This is a genomic window from Paenibacillus sp. J22P218 (assembly GCF_056269195.1).
In genome coordinates this window covers 1,433,207-1,455,661 of record NZ_JBWDNL010000001.1, presented here as the reverse complement: position 1 = coordinate 1,455,661, position 22,455 = coordinate 1,433,207, and the positions used below count along the sequence as shown (strand labels likewise).

General features: G+C 50.9%; 17 protein-coding genes and 3 tRNA genes. 1 reads left to right on the top strand and 19 read right to left on the bottom strand.

Features of this window, described 5'->3' with window-relative positions; all coding sequences use genetic code 11:
- Positions 1 to 2 precede the first annotated feature (2 nt).
- From AC0YN0_RS05940 to AC0YN0_RS05920, 5 genes are all read right to left on the bottom strand, one after another.
- Complete coding sequence (locus tag AC0YN0_RS05940; RefSeq protein WP_475820423.1) at positions 3 to 1,037, bottom strand: MBL fold metallo-hydrolase; 1,035 nt, start codon at positions 1,035 to 1,037, stop codon at positions 3 to 5.
- Between the two features lie 16 nt (positions 1,038 to 1,053).
- Positions 1,054 to 1,242: a hypothetical protein gene (locus tag AC0YN0_RS05935; RefSeq protein ID WP_337098670.1), complete on the bottom strand. Its 189-nt coding sequence runs from the start codon at positions 1,240 to 1,242 to the stop codon at positions 1,054 to 1,056.
- Between the two features lie 216 nt (positions 1,243 to 1,458).
- Positions 1,459 to 1,544 (bottom strand) — tRNA-Leu (locus AC0YN0_RS05930).
- Positions 1,545 to 1,568: 24 nt separating this feature from the next.
- A tRNA-Ile gene (locus AC0YN0_RS05925) sits at positions 1,569 to 1,645 on the bottom strand.
- Between the two features lie 35 nt (positions 1,646 to 1,680).
- Positions 1,681 to 1,757 (bottom strand) — tRNA-Met (locus AC0YN0_RS05920).
- 442 nt (positions 1,758 to 2,199) lie between these two features.
- Between AC0YN0_RS05920 and AC0YN0_RS05915 the strand changes: the two genes are divergently transcribed.
- Positions 2,200 to 2,715: a 2'-5' RNA ligase family protein gene (locus tag AC0YN0_RS05915; protein WP_475820422.1), complete on the top strand. Its 516-nt coding sequence runs from the start codon at positions 2,200 to 2,202 to the stop codon at positions 2,713 to 2,715.
- Between the two features lie 59 nt (positions 2,716 to 2,774).
- On the opposite strand, the gene AC0YN0_RS05910 is transcribed toward AC0YN0_RS05915, so the two are convergent.
- The 14 genes from AC0YN0_RS05910 to AC0YN0_RS05845 form a co-directional block, all read right to left on the bottom strand.
- Positions 2,775 to 4,283 carry an ABC transporter substrate-binding protein gene (locus AC0YN0_RS05910; protein ID WP_475820421.1) on the bottom strand — a complete coding sequence of 503 codons (1,509 nt, stop codon included), beginning with the start codon at positions 4,281 to 4,283 and terminating at the stop codon, positions 2,775 to 2,777.
- Between the two features lie 5 nt (positions 4,284 to 4,288).
- Positions 4,289 to 5,176: an ABC transporter ATP-binding protein gene (locus AC0YN0_RS05905; RefSeq protein WP_475820420.1), complete on the bottom strand. Its 888-nt coding sequence runs from the start codon at positions 5,174 to 5,176 to the stop codon at positions 4,289 to 4,291.
- A 3-nt stretch (positions 5,177 to 5,179) separates the two neighbouring features.
- On the bottom strand, positions 5,180 to 8,095 hold the full coding sequence (locus AC0YN0_RS05900) for an FtsX-like permease family protein (RefSeq protein ID WP_475820419.1): 2,916 nt from the start codon (positions 8,093 to 8,095) through the stop codon (positions 5,180 to 5,182).
- A gap of 3 nt (positions 8,096 to 8,098) precedes the next feature.
- Positions 8,099 to 9,163, bottom strand: coding sequence for an efflux RND transporter periplasmic adaptor subunit (locus AC0YN0_RS05895; RefSeq protein WP_475820418.1), 1,065 nt, complete (start codon positions 9,161 to 9,163; stop codon positions 8,099 to 8,101).
- Complete coding sequence (locus tag AC0YN0_RS05890; protein ID WP_475820417.1) at positions 9,129 to 9,860, bottom strand: ABC transporter ATP-binding protein; 732 nt, start codon at positions 9,858 to 9,860, stop codon at positions 9,129 to 9,131. Before AC0YN0_RS05890 ends, AC0YN0_RS05895 begins: the two co-directional genes overlap by 35 nt.
- 221 nt (positions 9,861 to 10,081) lie before the next feature.
- The gene (locus tag AC0YN0_RS05885; protein ID WP_475820416.1) at positions 10,082 to 11,806 is read right to left on the bottom strand and encodes a methyl-accepting chemotaxis protein; all 1,725 of its coding nucleotides are present in this window, start codon (positions 11,804 to 11,806) and stop codon (positions 10,082 to 10,084) included.
- Positions 11,807 to 12,000: 194 nt separating this feature from the next.
- Positions 12,001 to 12,648, bottom strand: coding sequence for an orotate phosphoribosyltransferase (pyrE, locus tag AC0YN0_RS05880; protein ID WP_475820415.1), 648 nt, complete (start codon positions 12,646 to 12,648; stop codon positions 12,001 to 12,003).
- Positions 12,641 to 13,375, bottom strand: coding sequence for an orotidine-5'-phosphate decarboxylase (pyrF, locus tag AC0YN0_RS05875; RefSeq protein WP_475820414.1), 735 nt, complete (start codon positions 13,373 to 13,375; stop codon positions 12,641 to 12,643). The genes pyrE and pyrF overlap by 8 nt, the downstream gene beginning before the upstream one ends.
- Positions 13,376 to 13,545: 170 nt before the next feature.
- Positions 13,546 to 16,764: a carbamoyl-phosphate synthase large subunit gene (gene carB, locus AC0YN0_RS05870; protein ID WP_475820413.1), complete on the bottom strand. Its 3,219-nt coding sequence runs from the start codon at positions 16,762 to 16,764 to the stop codon at positions 13,546 to 13,548.
- On the bottom strand, positions 16,751 to 17,896 hold the full coding sequence (gene carA / locus AC0YN0_RS05865) for a glutamine-hydrolyzing carbamoyl-phosphate synthase small subunit (RefSeq protein ID WP_475820412.1): 1,146 nt from the start codon (positions 17,894 to 17,896) through the stop codon (positions 16,751 to 16,753). The genes carB and carA overlap by 14 nt, the downstream gene beginning before the upstream one ends.
- 91 nt (positions 17,897 to 17,987) lie before the next feature.
- Positions 17,988 to 19,274: a dihydroorotase gene (locus AC0YN0_RS05860; RefSeq protein ID WP_475820411.1), complete on the bottom strand. Its 1,287-nt coding sequence runs from the start codon at positions 19,272 to 19,274 to the stop codon at positions 17,988 to 17,990.
- Positions 19,275 to 19,321: 47 nt separating this feature from the next.
- Positions 19,322 to 20,221, bottom strand: coding sequence for an aspartate carbamoyltransferase catalytic subunit (locus AC0YN0_RS05855; protein ID WP_337098644.1), 900 nt, complete (start codon positions 20,219 to 20,221; stop codon positions 19,322 to 19,324).
- Positions 20,218 to 20,769 carry a bifunctional pyr operon transcriptional regulator/uracil phosphoribosyltransferase PyrR gene (pyrR, locus tag AC0YN0_RS05850; RefSeq protein WP_475820910.1) on the bottom strand — a complete coding sequence of 184 codons (552 nt, stop codon included), beginning with the start codon at positions 20,767 to 20,769 and terminating at the stop codon, positions 20,218 to 20,220. Before pyrR ends, AC0YN0_RS05855 begins: the two co-directional genes overlap by 4 nt.
- Positions 20,770 to 21,152: 383 nt before the next feature.
- Positions 21,153 to 22,388: an LL-diaminopimelate aminotransferase gene (locus tag AC0YN0_RS05845; RefSeq protein ID WP_442051634.1), complete on the bottom strand. Its 1,236-nt coding sequence runs from the start codon at positions 22,386 to 22,388 to the stop codon at positions 21,153 to 21,155.
- Between the last annotated feature and the right edge of the window lie 67 nt (positions 22,389 to 22,455).

Below are 22,455 nucleotides of genomic sequence, written 5' to 3'. Positions count from 1 at the left end.
CCTTATTCGCAAGCAATCCCATCACCGTCACGGTCAAGCTTAGCATTATAACCAGGGTCACCTTTGCGAATGGGCGCTTTGCCCGCTTCCCTGACCGCTGCACAGCTCTCAAACACGCTCTGCTGGGTGAGCTTATCGCTTGCAGTGTCGGTTGCCTTCGCATCGACTAAACGGTCTGTATGATCAATCTCAAGTGAAGTACCGTCAGTAACAAACAAAATGTTTCCTAACTGATCCGTACGATAGACTTCTGCACCTTGTTTCTTAAGCCTACCCAGCACCTCGCTCGTAGGGTGGCCGTAGTTGTTCGTCCCAGACTGGATTACCGCAAATTTCGGCTGAATATTCTTCAACCATTCAGTAGAGGTTGAAGAGTTAGAGCCATGATGACCAACAAGCAGCACATCTGCTTTTAAGCTGACGCCAGACTTCATAATATCGTTCTCGCTCTCCGCTTCTGCATCGCCGGTTAGCAGAAAAGAATGTTTCCCGTAGCTTAGCTTTACGACCGCACTCATTTCATTCGTATCTTCATAGACGGATACAGGCGCGATCATGAGAACCTCGACATCCTGCTCCCATTCTAGCGATAACCCGGCTTTCGCCGTAGAGATCTTTAACGACTTCTCCTTAATCGCCGTCAGTACATCTTCGAATGTCTTTGTATTGGACTGAACCTTCGGCATATAGATTTTACCTATATCGAAATGGCTAATGACCGCATCCAAACCGCCAACATGATCCGCATCGGGATGCGTCGCGATCAATATATCGATTTTGTTTATCCGCTGACTTTGGAGGTATGCGACCATCTTCGCTTCTTCGCTATTATTCCCGCCATCGATAAGAATGGTTTTGCCCGTCGGACCTATTATTAGCTGTGATGCGCCTTGCCCGACATCAATGAAATGAACGCTCAGCTTGCCAGCCGTGTCCGCCAACCCGCTCTTGTTCGCAGGCGCAATCTGGCAGGCAGGCAATAGGACCAAAATGATGCCCATTAACAAGCAAAGCACTCGTGTTAGTAATCTCGTCATTCCCGTCTCCTCGTCTCTACTGCTTGTCTAACCCTTTCAAGAAATAAGACAGCTTAATCTCAACCTCTTCTACCAAAACATCCTTAATTCGCGAATCACGCTCAAACTTCCATTTCTCATAGTATTCCGGTTTCATATACACGTAAGTATTGTAGGAACCGATCTTGAACGAAACTTTATACCCTTCGAACTTGCCGCGCGACATGCCTGCTCACGATCCTTTTCATATGGTAATGAATGAATGCTTTATCTCTTCTTATTATACTATCTCATATTGTCATAGGTTGTCACCAAACAAATGTTCGACAAATATCTCTATCAATACAAAACATCTATCAAGAAAAAACTCCCTCTTCTCAGCTGCGTTCACAGATAAGAAAAAGGAGTTTTATGTACGTCAATCATATAATCCGATAAAGGATGCCGAGGACGGGAATCGAACCCGTACGGTGGTCACCCACCGCAGGATTTTAAGTCCTGTGCGTCTGCCAGTTCCGCCACCCCGGCATGTGTGTAAAAAAAGCTTGCAAATGGTGGGCCCTGAGGGACTCGAACCCCCGACCAATCGGTTATGAGCCGACCGCTCTAACCAACTGAGCTAAGGGCCCTCGAAAAACGCCGGTTGACGTTGAGATCGAAAGGTTGGTTGCGGGGGCAGGATTTGAACCTGCGGCCTTCGGGTTATGAGCCCGACGAGCTACCGGGCTGCTCCACCCCGCGACGTAATTCCATTTGTTAAAAAGCTTTTTTTGAAATGGCGACATCAATTAATATACTATATATGCATATTTCAAGTCAAGCAAATTATTCTAATTTTCTTCAGATTTCTTTCTATCCGATCCCGTATTAGGGTAAGAACCTTACTCCGTACCGTCCTTTGCGCGATTTGAATACTTCAACCTCACGAGGACATTCGTAGCCGTATACCCACCAATCGTTCTCCATCCTCCTTACGAGGCATCCCGCTTGAAATTTGGTCTCGTACAAACGCACCCAGTATACCCACCTCATATTGATCCCTCCCTGCTGTTCGCGATCTTCTGCGTTTTTCTATTCTGCAAACGTGCTTGTAGCCATAGAATACCCCAAAATCGGAAATTCTTATCTTTTCATGCATTCGGGTATACTTGAATCATAAGATCTTTTCAGGAGGCTGGTGGACATGAAATATGGCATTGCGGTTTTTCCCGATAAAAAGGTGCAGGAAGCTGCCGATCGATTACGAATTAGACATGACCCTCATTATTCGCTGATCCCCGCCCATTTGACTGTTCGTGAGGCTGAACCGTGGAGTGATGAGAAGCTAGCTGCAGCGATCGCCCATCTGGAAGCTGTATCTACCGCTCTATCATCCTTTACGATTGCGTTCAATCGGGTATCCTCCTTCTTCCCGGTCAGTCATGTACTGTATATGGCGCTGGAAGACCCTTCTCCTATGGTTCAGCTGCATCAACAGGTTTGCACCGGTCCGCTCGCGTTGGAAGCGCAGCGTTACGTCTATACGCCTCATTTGACGTTAGCCCAGCAACTTACATCCGATGAGCTGTACGATCTATACGGCAATTGGAGGATGAACAAGATGAACCTCACCTCCACGATCGAGAAGCTGATCTTGCTTCAGCAATCAGACACAGGGACATGGAAACAATTAAGAGCCTTCGAACTCAAAAAACAATAAAAAGAAGCCTGCACGCGACGCAAAGTCGGATGCAGGCTTCTCTACTTTCTTAATATTGCTTAACCCATGGGCATAGGCCGAGCGATGCCGCCGTCACCCATGCCGCCGGTAGGATCGGTCTTCAGCTTCTCAAGCGTAGCATTGCCGCGCGTCTCCCATTCAGCGAGTGCTTCCTTAACCGTCTTCTCTTCGGTAAGCACTTGTTGGAACAATTCGTAACCAGGCGACTGAGCTTCCCAAATGCCCGGTTTCTCGCGGTAAATCTTCTCCTGATCGGAGCTTACAGGAGGAAGCGGTTTAAGCGTCGTGAATGCATCCATGTTGTACTGCAAGCCGCCGATCGGCGTCAAGAACTCTTTGCGCGCAACCATTTCGTACAAGCTTCTCGATTTCAGCTTCGCCCATTCCTTGCCGTTCGTGAACTTAATGAAATCCCAAGCGCCATCCGGATTTTGCGCTTTCGCGTTAATGCCCATTAGCGAGCTCAAGTAGATGTTGCCACCTACGTCAGGGTTGCCGGGGAACGTAGGAACCGTAACGACATCCCAATCAACCGGAGTGTAGTCTTTGACCTTCGCCGCGTTATCCGAAGCTTTCTTCAGTTCGTTAATATAGTAGTACTCGCCAATCGTCATAGCGACTCTGCCTTTGATGAACAGATCGCCATAGAATGGATCGTTGCCGCCTTCCGCGCTAACCTTTTCATTCATTTGTTGAACGAATTCTTGCGTTGGAACGATCTTCTCTTTATACAGATCCGCTACCGTCTGCCATACTTCCGCCCATTGATCACTGTTAACGAGCATTTTCTCTGCTTTATCGTCCCACATTTTCAATTGAAGCGCGTTAGCATACGTTTGCGTGTCGCTAAAGCCGTCATTCGACCAACGGTTGAACGAGAAGCCGAAGTTGCGGTCTTCGCCTTCGCCTTTTGCTACTTGACGAGCAAGCGACAAGATTTCGGACCATTGCATTTTATCGGTTGGAGGCGTAACGCCAGCATCTGTGAACAACTTCTTATTATAGAAAAGTGCCGATGAACTGAATGTTGGCGTCAGTGCGTAAATATTGCTGTCGCCTGCCGCTTTGATGCCATCAATAACAGTCGGAACATAATCCGTCAGATCGAATTTGTCCTGTTGAATGAGCGGATCAAGCTGTTGGAGCAGATTATCCTGCGTCATACGGCGGAGCAGGTTGTAGTCGAAGATCATAACGTCAACCGGATTCTGGCCAGTCAGCAGTTCTTTCACTTTCTCATACGTATCGGGTTGTTCCGTAACAGGTTTCGAAGAATCCTGCGATTCAAAACGCTGATCATCATAATTGATCGCGCCGACGATCTCAAACGTCACGTTCGGATTCATCATCTCGAACATATCCGTATATTGCTGGCGCATATAAGGCTCATTGTCTGAACCGCCATACATGACACCAATTCGCAGCACCGATTTCTCCGCAGACTTATCGGAAGAGCCGCTGCATCCAACCAAGACGCCGCCGAGCAAAACAAGCGACATACTAACTCCAACCACTTTACGCAAAGGCAATTTTGCTAACTTATTCATTCGATTTAACCCCCCAATGATTTAGGCGGAGTAATAATAATCCGCTCTCCGTCAAACTCCATCGTTGCTTTGTCTTTAATGTTGAGCGCCGTCAAATATTCTTTTGGCACTTGCAAACGTCCGACACGGTCTACAACGACATACGCTTCATGTACCGTCTGCAGCCCGCTTGCTGCCGGAAGCTCTGCCTCACCTCCACCTAGAGTAATGTTCGGATTGCGTTTAATGAATTCGGTACTCGTAAGACCATCACGGATGGCAACGACACGATCCACCTTGCCGGCTAACGTCAAGTCATGCGTTACGATGACTACAGTAATGCCAATCTCTCGATTGAGCCGCCGGAATATGCCCATGATCATATCGGAGGTTGCCGTATCTACCGAGCCAGTAGGCTCATCGGCCAACAGCAGCTTCGGACGGTTAGACAACGAGATGGCTATAGCCACCCTCTGTTGCTCGCCCCCTGAGAGCTGATGCAGCTTGTTATGCATACGATCCTTGAGTCCTACCCAATCTAGCAGCTGCTTCGCGTAGGCGCGATCGACTTTGCCCGAGAGCATCATCGGCATTTCAACGTTCTCTAGCGCGGATAAATAGGGCAGCAGATTGCGGGCATTATTTTGCCAAATGAAACCAACCGTCTCACGCTTGTATTGCACGGTTTCTTCTTCCGTAATCTTAAGCAGATCCCATGGTCCTACCTTCACTTGGCCGGCGGAGGGGCGGTCAAGACCGCCCAATATGTTCAGCAGCGTTGACTTGCCGCTTCCGCTGTTGCCGATAATCGCCATCAGCTCTCCATCTTCCACCTTCAGGTTCAACCCTTGAAGCGCGACGACCTCGAGATCGTCTGTTTTGTAAATCTTGACAAGTCCTTCGCAATCGATCATCGCTTAACGCTCCTCTCCCATTTTGACCGCTTGATGCACTCTCAGTCTGCGGATATGGAGGAACAGCAGCAAAGCGCCGATCAACATCATGAATCCGACGACAAAATAGAGCTGATTCGTATCGTCCGAGTTGAAAATAACCCGGAACGGAGGAACCGTTTCTGCAACGTTCTCGGTTGTTTGCAGGAAAGGCAGGAAGAGCAAGCTGACCGACTTACCTATTAGAACACCTAGCCCAATCGCTAGACCTGCCGTAAAGATTTGCTCGAGCAGCAGCATTCCCGTCAATTGCTTGCGCGACAGCCCCATTGCTCGAAGTACGCCGAATTGAACGGCACGGCCTGATAAGTTGAAGAACCAATATAAGACGTAACCAGCGAGCGTAATGATGACGGAGACCAGGAAGCCTAAGCTTAATATCCCGAATACGCCCCCCCTAGTAGGAAGCTTCGATTGAGAGATGAGCTCTGTGCGCACATCCTTGACCGACGCGAGTCCAACGCCTGCTTGCTGAAGCGATTCAATAATAGGCGCAACCTTCGCGTCCGGCTTCATCTTCAGCCATACCTCATAAGGGATGAGAGGCAATTGATCGTAAATATAATCCAAATTGGCGATTACAAAAGGCGATTTGTCCGGATATTGCGTCGGCCAATACGGTATTATGCCGGCTACTGTAAATTCCAGCATCCCGTCCGTAAAGCCAACGGATACGATATCGCCGAGTTTCAGCTGATATTGCTCGGCTACGCCGGATGGAATAAGCGCCCCGTGCTCGTATTTGCCTAAGTTGTTCAAGTACTGGAACGGATGCGCTGGGAACAGATCATCACGGAACCAAGCAACTTTAGAGAAATCAACGTTGTCAATGCCCATTACGGTACCTTGACCAACCGATTTGCCCGAAATAACGATATTGCCCTTGGTCTGCATGACTCGAGCGGCAGCTTCTACACCCTCCAGCTTGCGAAACAGCTCGAACGGAGGTTCGCTATACAGCGTACGAGTCGGTGTCGTTTGACCGCCACCGCCACCGCCACCACCGCCGCCTCCTCCACCGTTTCCGCCGCCTCCATTGCCTCCTCCGTTACCTCCACCGCCAGAGCCCCCGCCATTACCGCCGCCGTTATTTCCTCCCGACGTCGTAATTTCGGTCGTACCTTCCCATACGGTCTGAATAATGACATCCGAGCCGTATTTATAAAGCGTACGTTCCGTCGAATTGAGATCAATCGTTCTGGCCGCCGAAGCATTATATACACCTAGCCCCAGCGTAAGAACGAGTAAAATCATAAGCGGATAATAACCTTTGGATGAACGAGACAGCTGTGTCAGCGTCAAGTAAATCGGTACGGGCAAGAACTTGCGTCCGAGCCAGTTGAACAGCTTAAGCAGCCAAGGAAACAGCCTCAAGCAGAATAGTCCAAGTGCGAATATGGCTAGCGCCGGCACGAAGAACAGGAACGGCTGAACGTTAAGCTGATCCGTTGTCATACCGGTCTGGAACGTCAGCATTTGACGTTCATTGAATAGATACCAGCCGTAACCGGCTAGACCAAGCAGCAGTACATCAAGGAACCATCGCTGCCATCCCGGCTGACGATCGGAGCGCGCAAGCTGCTGCTTGTAGTTAACGATAGAGGCGCGGGCATAAATAACGGCCGGTATAACTGTCGCCAATATCGCAATTAGCACTGCCGCGGCGCCGGCGATAATCGCCTCAGTCGAGAAACCTACCGGAATCGACTTGCGGCTAACGAAGGATAAGAATCCGTTCGCCGAGCCGATACTCTTCGCCATGAACCAGCCGATGAATGGACCGGCAGCGAGCGAGAGCCCTCCGAGAATAAGTCCTTCAAGCAGGTAGATCCATATAATCTGCCTCGTTCCCGCTCCGCGGCTGCGAAGCACCGCAATATCGCTCCGTTGCTTGTCGAGCGATTGTCGAGCATTCATCGCGATGAAGAAAAAGACCATCGCAAGCATCGGCGCAGCAAGCGTGAACAGCAAAGTCTGAAGCTGCAAGCTCTGCTTCTTGAACTCAGTCAGCGTGGAGGCAAAGGAAATATCGACCCTTGTATCCTTCAATCGCTGGTAGAGCTCTATATTCAATCGATCCAGCGTCCGACCAAGTGGCGAGAGCTGACTCGTCTGAATCTCCGATAGATTGAAAGCATAATACCAGCTTGCATTATGAAGCGGAATACCGTGCTTCTCAAGCAGCGTCTTCGTGAACGCCTGCTCGCTGATTTGGAACGTATTCAGCAAGCCTTCCAAGCCTTGATACCAGTAAGGGTCTGTATCGAGCAGCGGCTTAACCGCCCCTACGATCTTAACCCGCAGCGTCAGGTCTAGACCGCCGTATACCGGATATTCGAATACATCTCCGATATGTACATCATTGCGATACATCGCTTCCTCGAGCATGACGGCCTCAAGGATCTCGCCGTCGCCCTCGCTATTCGTGAACCATCTGCCCTGCGTCAGCTCGGTCTTCGACTCAAGCTCCGACATCGTCATTATCGTAAGCTGGCGATTACGTCCCGCGTCCACCTTCGTGGGGTCCTCAGGTACGACGTCGCCGCTTCGAATCGAATAGCCGGTTACGTACGTGCCGAACGGAAATCCAATCTCCTTCGGCACATCCTCGGTAATATAACGTTTCAGCTCCGATAACGCCGCTAAATCCGTTTTTCCGCCTGAGGGTGATTGATACCGCATGAGCAGCGATCCGGCAGGAAGGCCAGAGCTCTTCTCCTGCAGCGAATCAGCAACAACTCGCTTAAGCGCGCCGTCCGCGTACATCGGTATACTGGTCGCAAACGCGACCGCCAAGGTCAGCCCCGCCAGCGTGCTTAACGTAAGCCAGCGCGTGTTCCACATTTTGCGGAACAAAAAACGAAACAACGGAATCCCCATCAGCTATCGACCTACAACTTTCTGCCCCGGCGTAAGGCCTTGCAGAATCTCGATCTGCGTAGCCGTCTGCTGTCCTACCTCGACGTCCACTTCACGCTTTCCTTCAGCATCGACAACTTGCACATAGGTGCGCGAACCGATTGAACGAAGGGCAGAAGGAGGAATAACGACCGCGTTTTCCGTCCGATTCGTAATAATACTGATCGACAGCGGTGCGCCGCGATTTAGCCCTTTAGGCAAATCAGCTACACTCACGATCAAGAAGTCTTCGGGCCGTTCGGGCTTCGTCTCCCCAGGTTGACCGCCGCCGTTGTTATTTTCTTCGGCTTTAACCGGAAGCGTCTTTACTTTTCCTTTGAAATTGCCGATGCTGTTCATGTTAACGACAGCTTCCATGCCCGGCGCCACTTTCTCCAGTTCCGTCTTGGACAGCTTCGCTGCCGGCGTCATTAGCGCCGTATCCGCTACGATGGCAATCGGCGCATACGCCTTAATCAGATCACCTTTCTGAACATTCAAGGTCACGATTGTTCCGCCGAATGGAGCAACGAGCGTCGCTTTCGCGATCTCCTCTTCCATATCGACAAGCTTCTGTCTTTTCTCCTCGAAAGCGATCTGGCGCTCTTCGAAATCCGTAGGATCCATCTCATCGCGCGTGCGAAGCAATTCCTTCATTGCGATTTCTTCCTTCTTGAAACTTAAACGCTCCAGCCGAAGCGACTTCGTCAGCTCATCAACGTCAAGCTCGCCAATGACTTGACCCGCCTTCACCGTGTCACCGGCCTTAATATACAGTTCTTTCAGGTTTTTACCATCCAAAGTAAAAAATAAGGTCTCTTCCTTCAAAGAAATAAGCTTGCCAATGACCTGCACCTTTGTTTCCAAAGTAGCTGTTGTCACCTCGTACTCCGGTTTCTTGGAAATTTGAGGCGGCGCGATTTCCGGCAGCACCTCTTCTTCCGGCTCCTTCGGCAGCAGCGAGCATCCGCTCGCAAAAACTAGAGATACACTCATTAAAGCAATGACGGACCGCTTAAATAAACTTACCGTCAACCATTTCGTAGACATGGTCGGCAACCTCCAAAATCGTAGGATCATGTGTAGTCATGCATATCGTGACTTGTTCAGTGCGAATAATGTTTTGAAAGACGGCCATAATTTGTGCGGACATTCCGGAGTCAAGCTCTGCCGTCGGTTCATCAGCCAGCAGAAGCATCGGCTTGTGAGCAATAGCCTTCGCTATGGCAACGCGCTGCTGCTCCCCGCCTGACAGCTCGAACGGCCTGTGGTGCATACGCTTCTCCAGACCAACCAGCTCGAGGCACCGGGCTACACGTTCCTTCCACTCGGCTCGAGGCGTTCCAGCCATCCGAAGCGACAATTCAACGTTCTCCCAAGCCGACAAGAGGGGCATAAGCGCGAACGCTTGGAATATAAATCCCATATGCTTGCGTCGTACGAGCGTTCGTTCATTATCACTCATGCGATGGAACGGCATCCCGTTAAACCATATTTCACCCGAGCTCGGCTGATCGAGACCGCCAAGACTATTGAGTAGCGTCGTTTTGCCAGAGCCTGAGCGGCCCCTAAGCATGACAAGCTCACGTTCCTTGAGCTCCATGTTGATCCCCTTCAATACGCGTAGCGGCGCACCTCCAACTAGAAACTCACGCTCCACCTGGCTCACGGTCAGCAGTTTCCTCGGTTCGTCGCTTGGTGCGGACTGCTGCTCTACTTCTCGTTCTACTTCCTTAGAAATTGCCATTTGCGCTACCCATACCTCCCCCTTGTAAGTCTAAACCCCATGCAAAAAACCATGAAAACGATTGGTAAGACTTTCATAATTCTCATCTTACATGATAGACGTAGGACGTGCTCAAAAAGTTACGACTTTTTTCGGGTAAGTTTTTATAACTTTTCAATAAGAAAAAAAGAGCTGCATCCAGCGGCAAATGCTGCTCGCCAAAACAACTCTTCATTCCAATACTACAGCTTAAATTTGCTTACACCATTGTTCAGAATATTCACAAGACCCGAGAGCTGCTCGGCTGTAGAAGCAATATTCTCAACCAATGCCAGCTGCTCCTCCGTGGCTGCCGCCACTTGCTCGGTTTTCGTCATATTCATGGAAGCTGTTGCAGCGGCCTGCTCCATGGATGCGTTCACCTGCTGAGAGCTCGCAGACATTTGTTCCGTTATAGCAGAGTTCTCGTGCAGCTGTTCCGTCATCTGACTAATGGCATCTACGATAACTTCCAGGCTTTGGCGAATATCCGTTACCCGTTCAGAGCCGGCACTGAAGCATTCTTTCGTTTGGGCCATATAGGTCGATGCACCGTCGATCTCCGCCCGAGTGACGGATACGAGCTGATGAATACCGTCAGCCGATTCCAACGAGCTAGCTGCCAGCTTACGAATTTCCGAGGCGACAACCGCGAACCCTTTGCCATGCTCACCCGCACGCGCTGCTTCAATCGAAGCATTTAGCGACAAAATATTCGTTTGGTTGGAGAAAGACGTAATGTTTTCGGCAATCGCGCCGATCTGTTTCGAACGATTCTCTAACGAGACGATCGTTCCAGACAAATTCTCGATCGCTGACTTGATTGATTGCATCTGTTCGATTAAACGTTCAAGCGCGTTTTTACTCTGATCAACCTGCTGGGAAGTCGACGTCGAATGCTCCGCAAGCGATGCTGTATTCTCGGCTATCCGTTGAATGCCGATCGTCATTTCTTCTATTGCTTTCGACGTTTCCTCGGAACCGCGGGCTTGCATCTCCGAACCGTTCGCTACCTCTTGAATGTTGAGCGCAACATGATTCGCTGCATCTTCCGATTCTTTGGACGCCGTCGTAAGATGCGCAGAAGATTCGGTCACTTCTTTCGCGTGATCGACAATACCTCCAATAAGCCTCTGCAGCATACCTATCATCTGATCAACGGATTGATTGATATCGCCCAGCTCATCCTTGCTATATTTCGCGTCTGCTTTTACCGTCAAGTCAAATTCCGTAACTCTTCTCGTCTTCGATACGACGTTGTTGACGGTTCTCATAATCTTCCGAACGGTAATGAAGACCATAATGATCGATATAATCGTCACAACTATGATCCCGATGAAGGTGGTGAGTAAGCTAGTTTCGAGCTCTTCATCCATTTCGGTAATGTTGATTTCCGCATATTTCTCAACATTTTGTCCGATCTCATCAATGCCCGTACGGCTCGCGAGGAATCCGTTATCGACCTCATCATTATGAATTTGGTTGACATTGTTCGCAGCCGATTCCGTCACTAGCTTGGACCATGCGCCGAAGTTGACCGCGAGTTCCTTGGATAATTCGTCAACCGAACGACCGCTGTCCCCGTAGGTATAGCTCCCAACTCCTGTATCTGCCAGCTTCAGTTTCGCTTCCGTCAATCGATCACTCGCTTGCTTCAGATTTTCGGAAATCTCTTCGCTCGCCGTTTTTTTATCCGCTTCGTCAAGCGATCCCGATTCCAATCGCAAGTAAGCAGTATACGCTTGATACATATCTCTGTCGGCGTTAAGAATTAGCCTATCCACATTGCTCGCCGTATCATAAATTTCAAGCTTCATTTCTTCAAAACTCTTTTTTTGCTGGTCAAGTAAAAAAATGCTCGTGAACACGTAAAGCACAAGAGGCACAGCTGCCAGCAACGCAAGCCTCGCGAGTACAGTAAATCTCATTATTATTCCCGCCCCTTCTCTATTCGAATAAACCCACTTCCTTATTTATCGGGGGGAAACGTCGATTTCAAGAGGGCTTCGACAAAAAATTGTATATTTATTTTGATATTTTATCTCTATCCACAGTATTGGAGTCACACAAAAAAAACACGCCGGCTTGCGGCGTGTTCATCCTTGTCTTTCAAAGCATATGGTTACTTGCCGAACGATTGCGGATCATTGCGCCACGCTTGCAGCGCATCTACATCGGTCTCGTCCACTTTGCCGACTTCGACAGCTGCTTGAATTAGCGCGCTATAGTTGGACAAGGTTTGCAGCGGCACGTTCTCGGCTGCGAAGGCTTGTACGGCCGATTCGAATTGGTAAGTAAAGATAGCAAGCACTGACTGTACTTCAGCTCCTGCTTCACGAACAGCAAGCGCTGCTTTCAGCGAGCTTCCGCCTGTGGAAATAAGATCCTCGATAACGACGACTTTTTGACCAGGCACGATACGGCCTTCGATTTGGTTTTGCTTTCCGTGACCTTTCGCTTTATCGCGAATGTAGGCCATCGGCAGGTTCAGCTTTTGCGCTACCCATGCCGCATGCGGAATGCCTGCAGTCGACGTACCCGCAATTACCTCGGTGTCCGGGTATAGTTCGCGTATAAGAGTTGCGAAGCCTTCTGCGATCAGATCACGAATCTCAGGATAACTCATTGTGAGACGATTGTCGCAATAGATCGGCGACTTGATGCCTGAAGTCCATGTGAATGGATCGTTCGGACGAAGGGCTACCGCCTCAATCGCAAGCAAGCTCTTTGCGATCGTCTGCGGCAATTCCGTTAATGTTACTTTACTCATAAGCTACCAGCTCCTCAATGATGGATTCAAGCGCAGCGAGCGGTGACGGCGCTGCTGTAATCGGGCGTCCGATGACCATATAGTCAGTACCTTGACGAAGCGCCTCGCTCGGCGTCATAATGCGCGATTGATCGTTCACGTCAGCGCCAATAGGACGAATGCCTGGCGTAACCGTCTTGAACGAAGCGCCGCATGCAGCCTTAATCGCTTCCACTTCGGAAGGGGAAGCGACAACGCCATCAAGTCCGGACGCCTTCGTCAGCTTCGCGTAACGAAGCACAGCCTCCTCGACCGTTCCAGCTATGCCGATCTGTTCGTTCAGCGTAGTTTGGTTCGTGCTTGTTAATTGCGTTACCGCAATAACGGTCGGCTTGCTCATGCCGCTGCCAAGCGCCGCGTCGACGCCTTCCAGTGCCGCCTCCATCATCGCCCCGCCCCCAGCTGCGTGGACATTGAACATATCTACGCCTAGCTTCGTTACGCTGTTTGCTCCGCCTTTGACCGTATTCGGTATATCATGCATCTTTACGTCAAGGAACACGTAATACCCGCGCTTCTTCAAGCTCTCTACGAAAGACGGTCCAGCCGCGTAGAATAGTTGCATGCCTACCTTCATGTAACAAGGAATGCCTTGCAGCTCTGCGATCAACTTCTCTGCCGCAGCAGCTTCGGGATAGTCGAGCGCTACCATAATGCGGCCAGCCGCCTGCTCTCTTGTCAGCTTCATTGTAATCATCCTTCCTATTCTTAAAGCTTACATGTGCATAATAAACGGCCATACGCACGGATCTTGCAAGCCTTAAGGGGAAGATGACTCATCCTCCCCAGCCTGCCAAAAATCCGTTAACGCTGGCCGTGCTTATGTGCCCTGCTTAAGGGCTAGTTGGTTTAAGGCAATTACTTCTGCAGAACCGGCATAGCATGCGACGAGAAGTTGATTGTCTCAAGCATGCGAAGCAATGCGCGGACCGTATCGAGCGACGTCATGCAGACGACGCCGTTCTCTACCGCTTCGCGGCGGATACGGAAGCCATCGCGCTCAGGTGTCTTGCCTTTCGTAAGCGTGTTGACTACGAAGTGCGCATGGCCTTCGCGAATGAGGTCGAGAATGTTCGGCGAACCTTCGCTCAGCTTGTTCACATGCGTTACGACAAGGCCTGCTTCTTCAAGCGCTGTTGCCGTACCGCCTGTTGCGTAGATTTTGTAGCCGATATTATAGAAGCCGCGCAGCAATTCTGTTGCTTCTTCCTTGTCCTTGTCCGCTACCGTTGCAATGATCGCGCCCGAAGTAGGGATTTTCATACCTGCGCCGATAAGTCCTTTGAAGAGCGCCTTCGCATACTGCACATCTCGGCCCATAACCTCGCCAGTCGACTTCATCTCTGGTGTCAGTGTAGGGTCAACGCGGCGAAGCTTCGCGAAGGAGAACACCGGCACTTTAACCGATACGTATTCGTCCTCAGGCCACAGACCGTCCGTGTAACCAAGATCAGCCAGCTTCGTGCCCATGATTGCTTTAGTAGCCAGGTTCGCCATTGGCAGGTTGGTCACTTTGCTTAGGAACGGAACCGTACGCGACGAACGCGGGTTAACTTCGATTACATACACTTTATCTTGATGAATAACGAACTGGATGTTTACAAGTCCGATGACTTTAAACTCTTTGGCAATCTTAATCGTAATGTCGATAATTTGCTGTTTGATGTCATCCGACAACGATTGCGGAGGATATACCGCGATCGAGTCGCCGGAGTGAACCCCTGCGCGCTCTACATGCTCCATAATGCCCGGGATCAGAACGGTCTCGCCGTCGCAGATCGCGTCGACTTCGGCTTCCTTGCCCAGCATGTAACGGTCGATCAGTACCGGATGCTCCGGATTGATCTTAACGGCTACTTCCATGTAGCTGAGTAGCTCTTCATCGGAGTATACGATCTCCATCGCGCGTCCGCCAAGTACGTAGGACGGGCGAACGAGTACCGGATAACCGAGCTTCTGCGCCGTTACTACGGCTTCGTCTACCGAAGTTACCGTGCTGCCTTCAGGCTGAGCGATGTCCAGCTTGCGAAGCAGCGCTTCGAACTTCTTGCGGTCTTCCGCAGCATCGATGCTCTCCAAGCTGGAGCCCAGAATGCGAATTCCTGCTTTAACGAGCGGAGCCGCAAGGTTGATTGCAGTTTGACCGCCGAATTGAACGATTACGCCGATTGGCTTCTCTTGTTCAATGACGTTCATGACGTCTTCGAAGAACAGCGGTTCGAAGTACAGTCGGTCGGATGTACTGAAGTCTGTGGATACAGTCTCCGGATTGTTGTTGATAATGACTGCTTCGTAGCCAGCTTTCTGAATAGCCCATACAGCATGTACCGTCGAGTAATCGAACTCGATGCCTTGGCCGATACGGATCGGACCAGAGCCGAGTACAAGCACCTTCTGCTTGGACGTTTCCGTTACTTCGTTCTCTACTTCATATGTCGAGTAGTAGTAAGGCGTTGTAGCTTCGAATTCTGCCGCGCACGTATCTACCATTTTGTATACAGGCTTAAGGTTGTGCTGCAAACGGAATGCGCGAACGTCTTCTTCCGTCGTATGGCTGCCGTTCGGGAATCCTTCGCGGCGAATTTCGGCAATGGAACGGTCCGTGAAGCCTTTGCGCTTCGCTTCATACAAAGTCGGGTACGAAAGCGTCGATTCGCTGCGCATACGATCCTCGAATGCGACGATCGATTGGATTTTATCCAAGAACCACCAGTCAATGTTCGTAAGGTCTTGAATTTCTTGCAGAGCATAGCCGCGGCGGAATGCTTCCGCTACGAGGAACATACGCTCGTCGTCCGGCTTCGCCAGGCGCGTACGGAGTACGGATTCCTCAAGGGACGAAGCTTCCTTCAGGTGGATGCGATGAGCACCGATCTCAAGCGAACGAACCGCTTTGTGAATCGACTCCTCGAATGTACGGCCGATGGCCATAACTTCGCCAGTCGCTTTCATTTGCGTGCCGAGCTTTCGGTTCGCGTTAACGAACTTGTCGAACGGCCAGCGCGGAATTTTCGATACGATATAGTCGAGCGTTGGCTCGAAGCAAGCGTAGGTTTGACCTGTTACCGGGTTAACCAATTCGTCAAGCGTATAACCAACTGCGATCTTAGCTGCCATCTTCGCGATCGGGTATCCTGTCGCTTTGGAAGCAAGCGCCGAGGAACGGCTTACGCGCGGATTAACTTCGATGACATAATATTGGTAGCTTTGCGGATCAAGCGCGAACTGTACGTTACAGCCGCCTTCGATGTTCAAAGCGCGAATGATCTTAAGCGATGCCGAACGAAGCATTTGGTACTCGCGGTCGGACAGTGTTTGGCTTGGCGCTACGACGATACTATCGCCTGTGTGTACGCCAACCGGGTCGAAGTTCTCCATGTTACACACAACGATACAGTTATCGTTGGCGTCGCGCATAACCTCGTATTCCACTTCTTTCATGCCGGCAATCGATTTCTCGATCAGACATTGGCTGATCGGGCTGTAACGAATACCCGATGCAACGATCTCGCGCAGCTCTTCTTCGTTCGCGCAGATACCGCCGCCCGTTCCGCCCAGCGTGTAGGCAGGACGAACGATAATCGGATAGCCGATCGTGTTAGCGAATGCAACCGCATCTTCTACGGTTGTAACGATGTCGCTGTCCGGTACGGGTTGTTCCAGCTCGCGCATCAAGTCGCGGAACAAGTCGCGATCTTCCGCTTTCTCGATTGCTGTAAGCTGCGTGCCGAGCAGCTTCACGTTCTCGCGTTCGAGAACGCCGGCGCGTGCCAGCTCAACCGCCATGTTAAGGCCGGTCTGTCCGCCCAGTGTCGGCAGCAAGCCGTCAGGACGCTCTTGACGAATGATTTGGGATACAAAATCAAGCGTAATCGGTTCGATGTATACTTTGTCGGCCATGTTCGTGTCCGTCATGATTGTAGCCGGGTTGCTGTTAATAAGGACAACCTCATAGCCTTCTTCTTTAAGCGCTTGGCAAGCTTGAGTACCTGCGTAGTCGAATTCCGCCGCTTGTCCGATGACGATCGGGCCGGAGCCGATTACGAGAATTTTTTTGAGTTCATTATTTTTGGGCATACTGAAGCTCTCCTTTCAACGTCTCCGATAACACAGCTTGACGGCGTTTTTGTGGGTTAGTTTTTTTGTGCGTACGGATCATTTCCAGGAATTCATCGAACAGATAGCTGGAATCGAATGGACCTGGCGCCGCTTCCGGATGGTATTGCACCGAGAAAGCAGGGAAGGTGTTATGCTTCAAGCCTTCGATTGTCCGGTCATTGTTGTTGATATGCGTAACAGCTAGCGGCGTTCCTTGGATCGACTCTTCAAGAACGGTGTAGCCGTGGTTCTGCGATGTAATGTAGCAACGGTTCGTAGCGAGCTCTTTCACCGGGTGGTTGCCGCCGCGATGGCCGAATTTCAGCTTCGTTGTATCAGCGCCGCAAGCGAGTGCGAACAATTGATGTCCGAGGCAGATGCCGAAGATCGGGAATTCACCGAGCAGCTCGGAGATCATTTTAACCGCGTAAGGAACGTCTTTCGGATCCCCAGGGCCGTTCGACAATTGAATGCCGTCCGGAGCAAGGCGACGAATCTCGTCAGCCGTCGTGTCGTGCGGAACAACAACTACGTCGCAGCCGCGTTGCGTCAGCTCGCGCAGGATACCGCTTTTCGCGCCGAAGTCAACAAGAACGATACGCTCGCGGTTGCCCGGGCTTGAGAACACGTTTTTCGTTGATGTGCGTGCCACTTGATCCGTCATCAGCTTCGACACGTTCAGGCGTTCAGCCAGCTCTTCAATGCGCTCGTTGCCGGTCGTGATAAGGCCTTTCATTGTGCCGTAATGGCGCAGTTTGCGAGTAAGCATCCGTGTGTCGATGTCGTGAATGCCTGGAATGCCGTATTCCTTGAGCAGCTGCCCAAGCGAATATTGCGCGCGCCAGTTGCTTGGCACCGGTTCATGGCGACGTACGACGAAACCGTGGATAAAGGGACGAATCGACTCGAAGTCGTCGCGCGTAATGCCATAGTTGCCGATGAGCGGATACGTCATCGTAACGATCTGTCCGCAGTACGAAGGATCGGACAATACCTCTTGGTAACCCGTAATACCTGTATTAAAAACAACCTCGCCCGTCATTTGCGCTTCCGCGCCGAACGAAAGACCCGTAAATAACGTTCCGTCTTCCAACAATAATCTTGCTTGCATCCGTATTCACTCCTCAGGTGTTGAATCGTTCTATATGTTCTTACTCGTTCTTCTTGACTACTGCCATTTAAGCTATTAGGTCAATGACGTGTTATTCAGCCCAAGCTACCTTGCCGGCTACAATCGTCGCTACCGGCCAGCCGCTAAGCTTCCAGCCTCCGAACGGCGTGTTGTTGCTCTTCGAGGCGAAGGTGCTTGGGTCAACCGCACGCTCGTTATCCAAATCGATAATGGTAATATCCGCAGGTGCGCCTTGCTCTAACCGTCCAGATTCCAAACCGAATACGCGGGCAGGGTCAGAAGTCATTCGTTGCAGCAAGAAACCGAGCGTCCACTTGCCTGTCTGCACGAATTTCGTGTAAAGCAGAGGGAACGCCGTCTCGAAGCCGACGATACCGAATGGCGCGAGCTGTACAGGACGAGCTTTCTCTTCCGCGCTATGCGGTGCATGATCCGTTACGACCATGTCGATCGTTCCGTCCTCAAGCGCTTCGATGACCGCTTGAACGTCTCTTGGCGTACGAAGCGGAGGATTCATTTTCCAGTTCGCATCGTCAACACCAGGAATATCTTCATCGGACAGGATCAAGTGATGCGGGCAAACCTCAGCTGTGACGCGAACGCCGATCGACTTCGCCAGTCTAATGAGCCGAACCGATTGCTCGGTGCTCACATGACAGACGTGATAGTGAACGCCCGTTGCTTCAGCAAGAAGCACGTCGCGGCCGACATGAATCGCTTCGGACTCGTTCGGAATGCCCTTCAAGCCATGCTTGCGGGAGAACTCGCCTTCGGACGCCCAAGCGCCTTCGACAAGCGTATCGTCTTCGCAGTGCGCGATGATCGGCATGTTCATCGATTGCGCGAGCGCCATTGCGTTCTTCATCATTTGAGCATTCTGTACGCCTACGCCGTCATCCGTAAAGCCGATTGCGCCGGCTTCCTTAAGCGCTGCGAAATCCGTCAGCTCGCGACCAAGCTCGTTCTTCGTAATCGAAGCGTATGGAAGCACGTTAACGACGCCTTCCTGCTTCGCTTTGTTCGTAATGTATTTCACCGTTTCCGGCGTATCTGTAACCGGGCGAGTGTTCGGCATGCAGGCGATCGTTGTGAAGCCGCCTTTCGCTGCTGAACGTGTACCCGTTGCGATATCTTCTTTGTATTCGAAGCCTGGATCGCGAAGATGGACGTGCATATCGATCAGACCTGCCGATACGAGCTTGCCCTTCGCGTCGATTACTTCCGCGCTGCCTGTATCGGGAGTCTCAGCTCCGTCAACGATTTGTTCGATCTTGCCGTTCTCAACCTTCACATGCTTTGTTTCCAAACTGCCCGAAGCTTCATTCCATATGCTGCCGTTAATAATCCACAATGACATTGCTAGATCCACCCTCCGGTTTAATTGGCCTTCTTGCCTGCTCTAGGTTAGCTAAGTGCGCGTTCTACGACGGCCATTCGAATCGGAACACCGTTCTCCATTTGCGGGAAAATACGGGATTGCGGATGTTCAACTAATTCATCATCAATTTCTACGTTTCGGTTAATCGGCGCCGGATGCATAATAATCGCATGCTCGGCAAGCTTGGCTGCTCTCTCTACCGTTAAGCCGTATTGCTCCCTGTAGCTCTCAGCGGAATTCAACATCCCGCTCTCATGACGCTCAAGCTGAACTCTCAGCATCATGACGACATCGGATTTCAGCGCTTCGTCGATTGACACGTAAGGCGCATCAAGGTCAGGCGCTTGCATATTCGCCGGTGCGCAGAAGCGAACATTCGCTCCGAACTTCTGCAGCGCCCATAGATTGGAGCGGGCAACGCGGCTATGCTGGACATCTCCTACGATGGCAATGTTCAAACCGTTCAAGTTGCCGAATTGCTTGCGCATCGTGTACATGTCGAGCAACGCTTGTGTAGGATGTTCGTTATTGCCGTCTCCCGCATTAATGAGCGGCACTTTGATCTTCGTTGCTATGTCAGCCAGCACGCCGATCGGCTTCAGGCGAATGATCCCTGCGTCGATCCCCATCGACTCCAGCGTGCGAACCGTATCATAGATCGATTCGCCCTTCTGTACGCTCGATACGGCGGCAGAGAAGTTAAGTACTTCCGCGCCCAATCTCTTCTCGGCAACTTCGAACGAGAATCTCGTTCTTGTGCTGTTCTCAAAGAACATGTTGGCCGCGAACTTTCCTTGCATCGCGTTATGAACTTTATTCGGGTGATGCTCCCAATAAGCTGCGCGATCGAGTATGGACTCGATCTCATCTTTGCTGAGCTCTTTCAAACCGAGCAAACTGCGTTGTTTAAGCTTCGTCATCGTCATCCGGCTTGCCCCCTCTGATGAATTATTATGACTTGATCGGACGAATCAACTTCGGTTAGCGACACTTCGATTTGCTCTTGCTTCGAGGTTGGGACGTTTTTGCCTACAAAATCAGGTCTGATCGGGAGTTCTCGATGCCCGCGATCGACTAGAACCGCGAGCTGAATGCTTTGCGGCCTCCCGCAATCCATAAGCGCGTCCATGGCCGCTCGAATCGTTCTTCCCGTGTAAAGCACATCGTCGAACAATATGATCCGCTTATCCTGAACGTCGATCGGCAACACATCGGTATCGCCGATCCCTGCAGCGACTTCTATATCCGAAGTCAGCACTGCTTTGGAGCGATCGTCGCGGTAGCGGGTAATATCAAGTTCGCTTACCGGCAACGGCTTACCCTCGATTTCCTTGATTCGATCCGCAATCCTTCGAGCCAAGTAGATGCCTCTCGTCCTTATGCCTACAATGATGCAGTTGTCGATCCCTTTGTTCTTCTCCACGATCTCGTGAGCAATCCGCGTCAATGCCCGGCGAATTGCCGTTTCATCCATGATGATTAAGTGCTCTTCTTCCGCCACTTCCGCGCCGCCTCCCTGATCCGTCAATCAAGCCTTGTTCCTTCTTGCCCTGGCAAAACAAAAGCTCCTTGCGTATATTCGCAAGGAGCTTTGTGATCAGTCGTCAAAAGATAGAGGGTCATGCCCTGAGCGCCCTCGTCACAGAGGGCGCTGTCATGGGATGTCCTACCGTTATCTGTTGATCGGCCTGTTATTCACGCTACCTTGCCAGCCTCTCGGGACTGAGTTAAAGGTACTGCCGTTTATCAAAAGAATTATCCCACGTTCGACAAAACTTGTCAAGCGATGTTGGACTATTTCCGTTGATAAATAGTGTGCTTCTAACACGCACGACTATGCAAGAGCAGCGTTTCCTATTACAGGCTTAACTTACGGATACGATCGACTGCTTTTTCTGTATTTTCACGGCTGCCGAATGCTGTAAGACGGAAGTAGCCTTGACCGCTTTGGCCGAAGCCTACACCTGGCGTACCCACGATATTCGCTTCGGAAAGCAGTTTGTCGAAGAAGGACCAGGAATCCATGCCGCCCGGCGTCTTGAGCCAAATGTAAGGTGCGTTAACGCCGCCGAACACTTCCAACCCAATCGAAGCAAGGCCGTCACGGATAATCCCGGCGTTCGTCATGTAGTAATCGACAAGCGCTTTGATTTGCTCCTTGCCCTCTTCCGAATAGATCGCAGCAGCGCCGCGTTGCGTAACGTACGATACACCGTTGAACTTCGTCGTGTGACGACGATTCCACAGATCGTTAATGAGCACTTCGTTGCCTGCAGCGTCGAGGCCTTTCAGTTCACGAGGCACAACCGTGTATGCGCAGCGTACGCCTGTGAAGCCAGCTGTCTTCGAGAAGCTGCGGAATTCGATTGCTACTTCCTTAGCGCCTTCAATTTCATAAATGCTGTGCGGAACGTCCTCTTCTTGGATGAACGCTTCGTATGCCGAATCGTAAAGGATGATGCAGTTGTTCGCTTTCGCGTAGTCAACCCATACTTTAAGCTCTTCCTTCGTCAGCGTCATGCCTGTCGGGTTGTTCGGGTAGCACAGGTAAATGATGTCAACCTTGCGGTCAGGCAAGCTTGGCTTGAAGTTGTTTTCGGATGTGCATTCCAGGTAAGCGATATTCTCGTAACGCTTCGTCTCTTGGTTGTACTTGCCGGAGCGGCCAGCCATAACGTTCGTATCAACGTATACCGGGTATACAGGGTCTTGTACGGCAACAATGCTGTTGTCGCTGAAGATTTCCTGAATGTTGCCCACGTCGCATTTCGAGCCATCGCTAACGAACACTTCGTTCGTAGCAATGTCGATGCCGCGAGCTTTGTAGTCGTTCTCGATAATCGCATTAATAAGGAAATCATAACCTTGCTCTGGACCGTACCCGCGGAAAGAACCAGGGGCAGCAAGCTCGTCCACTGCGCTATGCATCGCTTTCAATACCGCGTCAGGCAAGCCGCGCGTAACGTCGCCAATGCCTAAGCTGATAATCTCGGCGTTCGGGTTTTCTTGAATGAATTTCGTACGGCGTTTTGCAATTTCGGAGAACAAGTAGCTGCCTTGCAGCTCCAAATAGTTCTGATTAATGGAAGTCATTGTATGGTGTCACCTATCCTTCATATTTTTAGCTCGATGATATCAATAGAATATCGTACTTCTTGCT

Excerpts from the sequence above, each read along its gene's own strand:
- AC0YN0_RS05935 (WP_337098670.1), bottom strand. The coding sequence starts at position 1,242 with ATGTCGCGCGGCAAGTTCGAAGGGTATAAAGTTTCGTTCAAGATCGGT.
- pyrR (WP_475820910.1), bottom strand. The coding sequence starts at position 20,769 with ATGGATGAAACGGCAATTCGCCGGGCATTGACGCGGATTGCTCACGAG.
- AC0YN0_RS05905 (WP_475820420.1), bottom strand. The coding sequence starts at position 5,176 with ATGATCGATTGCGAAGGACTTGTCAAGATTTACAAAACAGACGATCTC.
- AC0YN0_RS05860 (WP_475820411.1), bottom strand. The coding sequence starts at position 19,274 with ATGTCATTGTGGATTATTAACGGCAGCATATGGAATGAAGCTTCGGGC.
- AC0YN0_RS05895 (WP_475820418.1), bottom strand. The coding sequence starts at position 9,163 with ATGTCTACGAAATGGTTGACGGTAAGTTTATTTAAGCGGTCCGTCATT.
- AC0YN0_RS05915 (WP_475820422.1), top strand. The coding sequence starts at position 2,200 with ATGAAATATGGCATTGCGGTTTTTCCCGATAAAAAGGTGCAGGAAGCT.
- AC0YN0_RS05855 (WP_337098644.1), bottom strand. The coding sequence starts at position 20,221 with ATGACGATGACGAAGCTTAAACAACGCAGTTTGCTCGGTTTGAAAGAG.
- AC0YN0_RS05900 (WP_475820419.1), bottom strand. The coding sequence starts at position 8,095 with ATGGGGATTCCGTTGTTTCGTTTTTTGTTCCGCAAAATGTGGAACACG.
- AC0YN0_RS05885 (WP_475820416.1), bottom strand. The coding sequence starts at position 11,806 with ATGAGATTTACTGTACTCGCGAGGCTTGCGTTGCTGGCAGCTGTGCCT.
- pyrE (WP_475820415.1), bottom strand. The coding sequence starts at position 12,648 with ATGAGTAAAGTAACATTAACGGAATTGCCGCAGACGATCGCAAAGAGC.
- AC0YN0_RS05940 (WP_475820423.1), bottom strand. The coding sequence starts at position 1,037 with ATGACGAGATTACTAACACGAGTGCTTTGCTTGTTAATGGGCATCATT.
- pyrF (WP_475820414.1), bottom strand. The coding sequence starts at position 13,375 with ATGAAGCTGACAAGAGAGCAGGCGGCTGGCCGCATTATGGTAGCGCTC.
- AC0YN0_RS05890 (WP_475820417.1), bottom strand. The coding sequence starts at position 9,860 with ATGGCAATTTCTAAGGAAGTAGAACGAGAAGTAGAGCAGCAGTCCGCA.
- AC0YN0_RS05845 (WP_442051634.1), bottom strand. The coding sequence starts at position 22,388 with ATGACTTCCATTAATCAGAACTATTTGGAGCTGCAAGGCAGCTACTTG.
- carB (WP_475820413.1), bottom strand. The coding sequence starts at position 16,764 with ATGCCCAAAAATAATGAACTCAAAAAAATTCTCGTAATCGGCTCCGGC.
- AC0YN0_RS05910 (WP_475820421.1), bottom strand. The coding sequence starts at position 4,283 with ATGAATAAGTTAGCAAAATTGCCTTTGCGTAAAGTGGTTGGAGTTAGT.
- carA (WP_475820412.1), bottom strand. The coding sequence starts at position 17,896 with ATGCAAGCAAGATTATTGTTGGAAGACGGAACGTTATTTACGGGTCTT.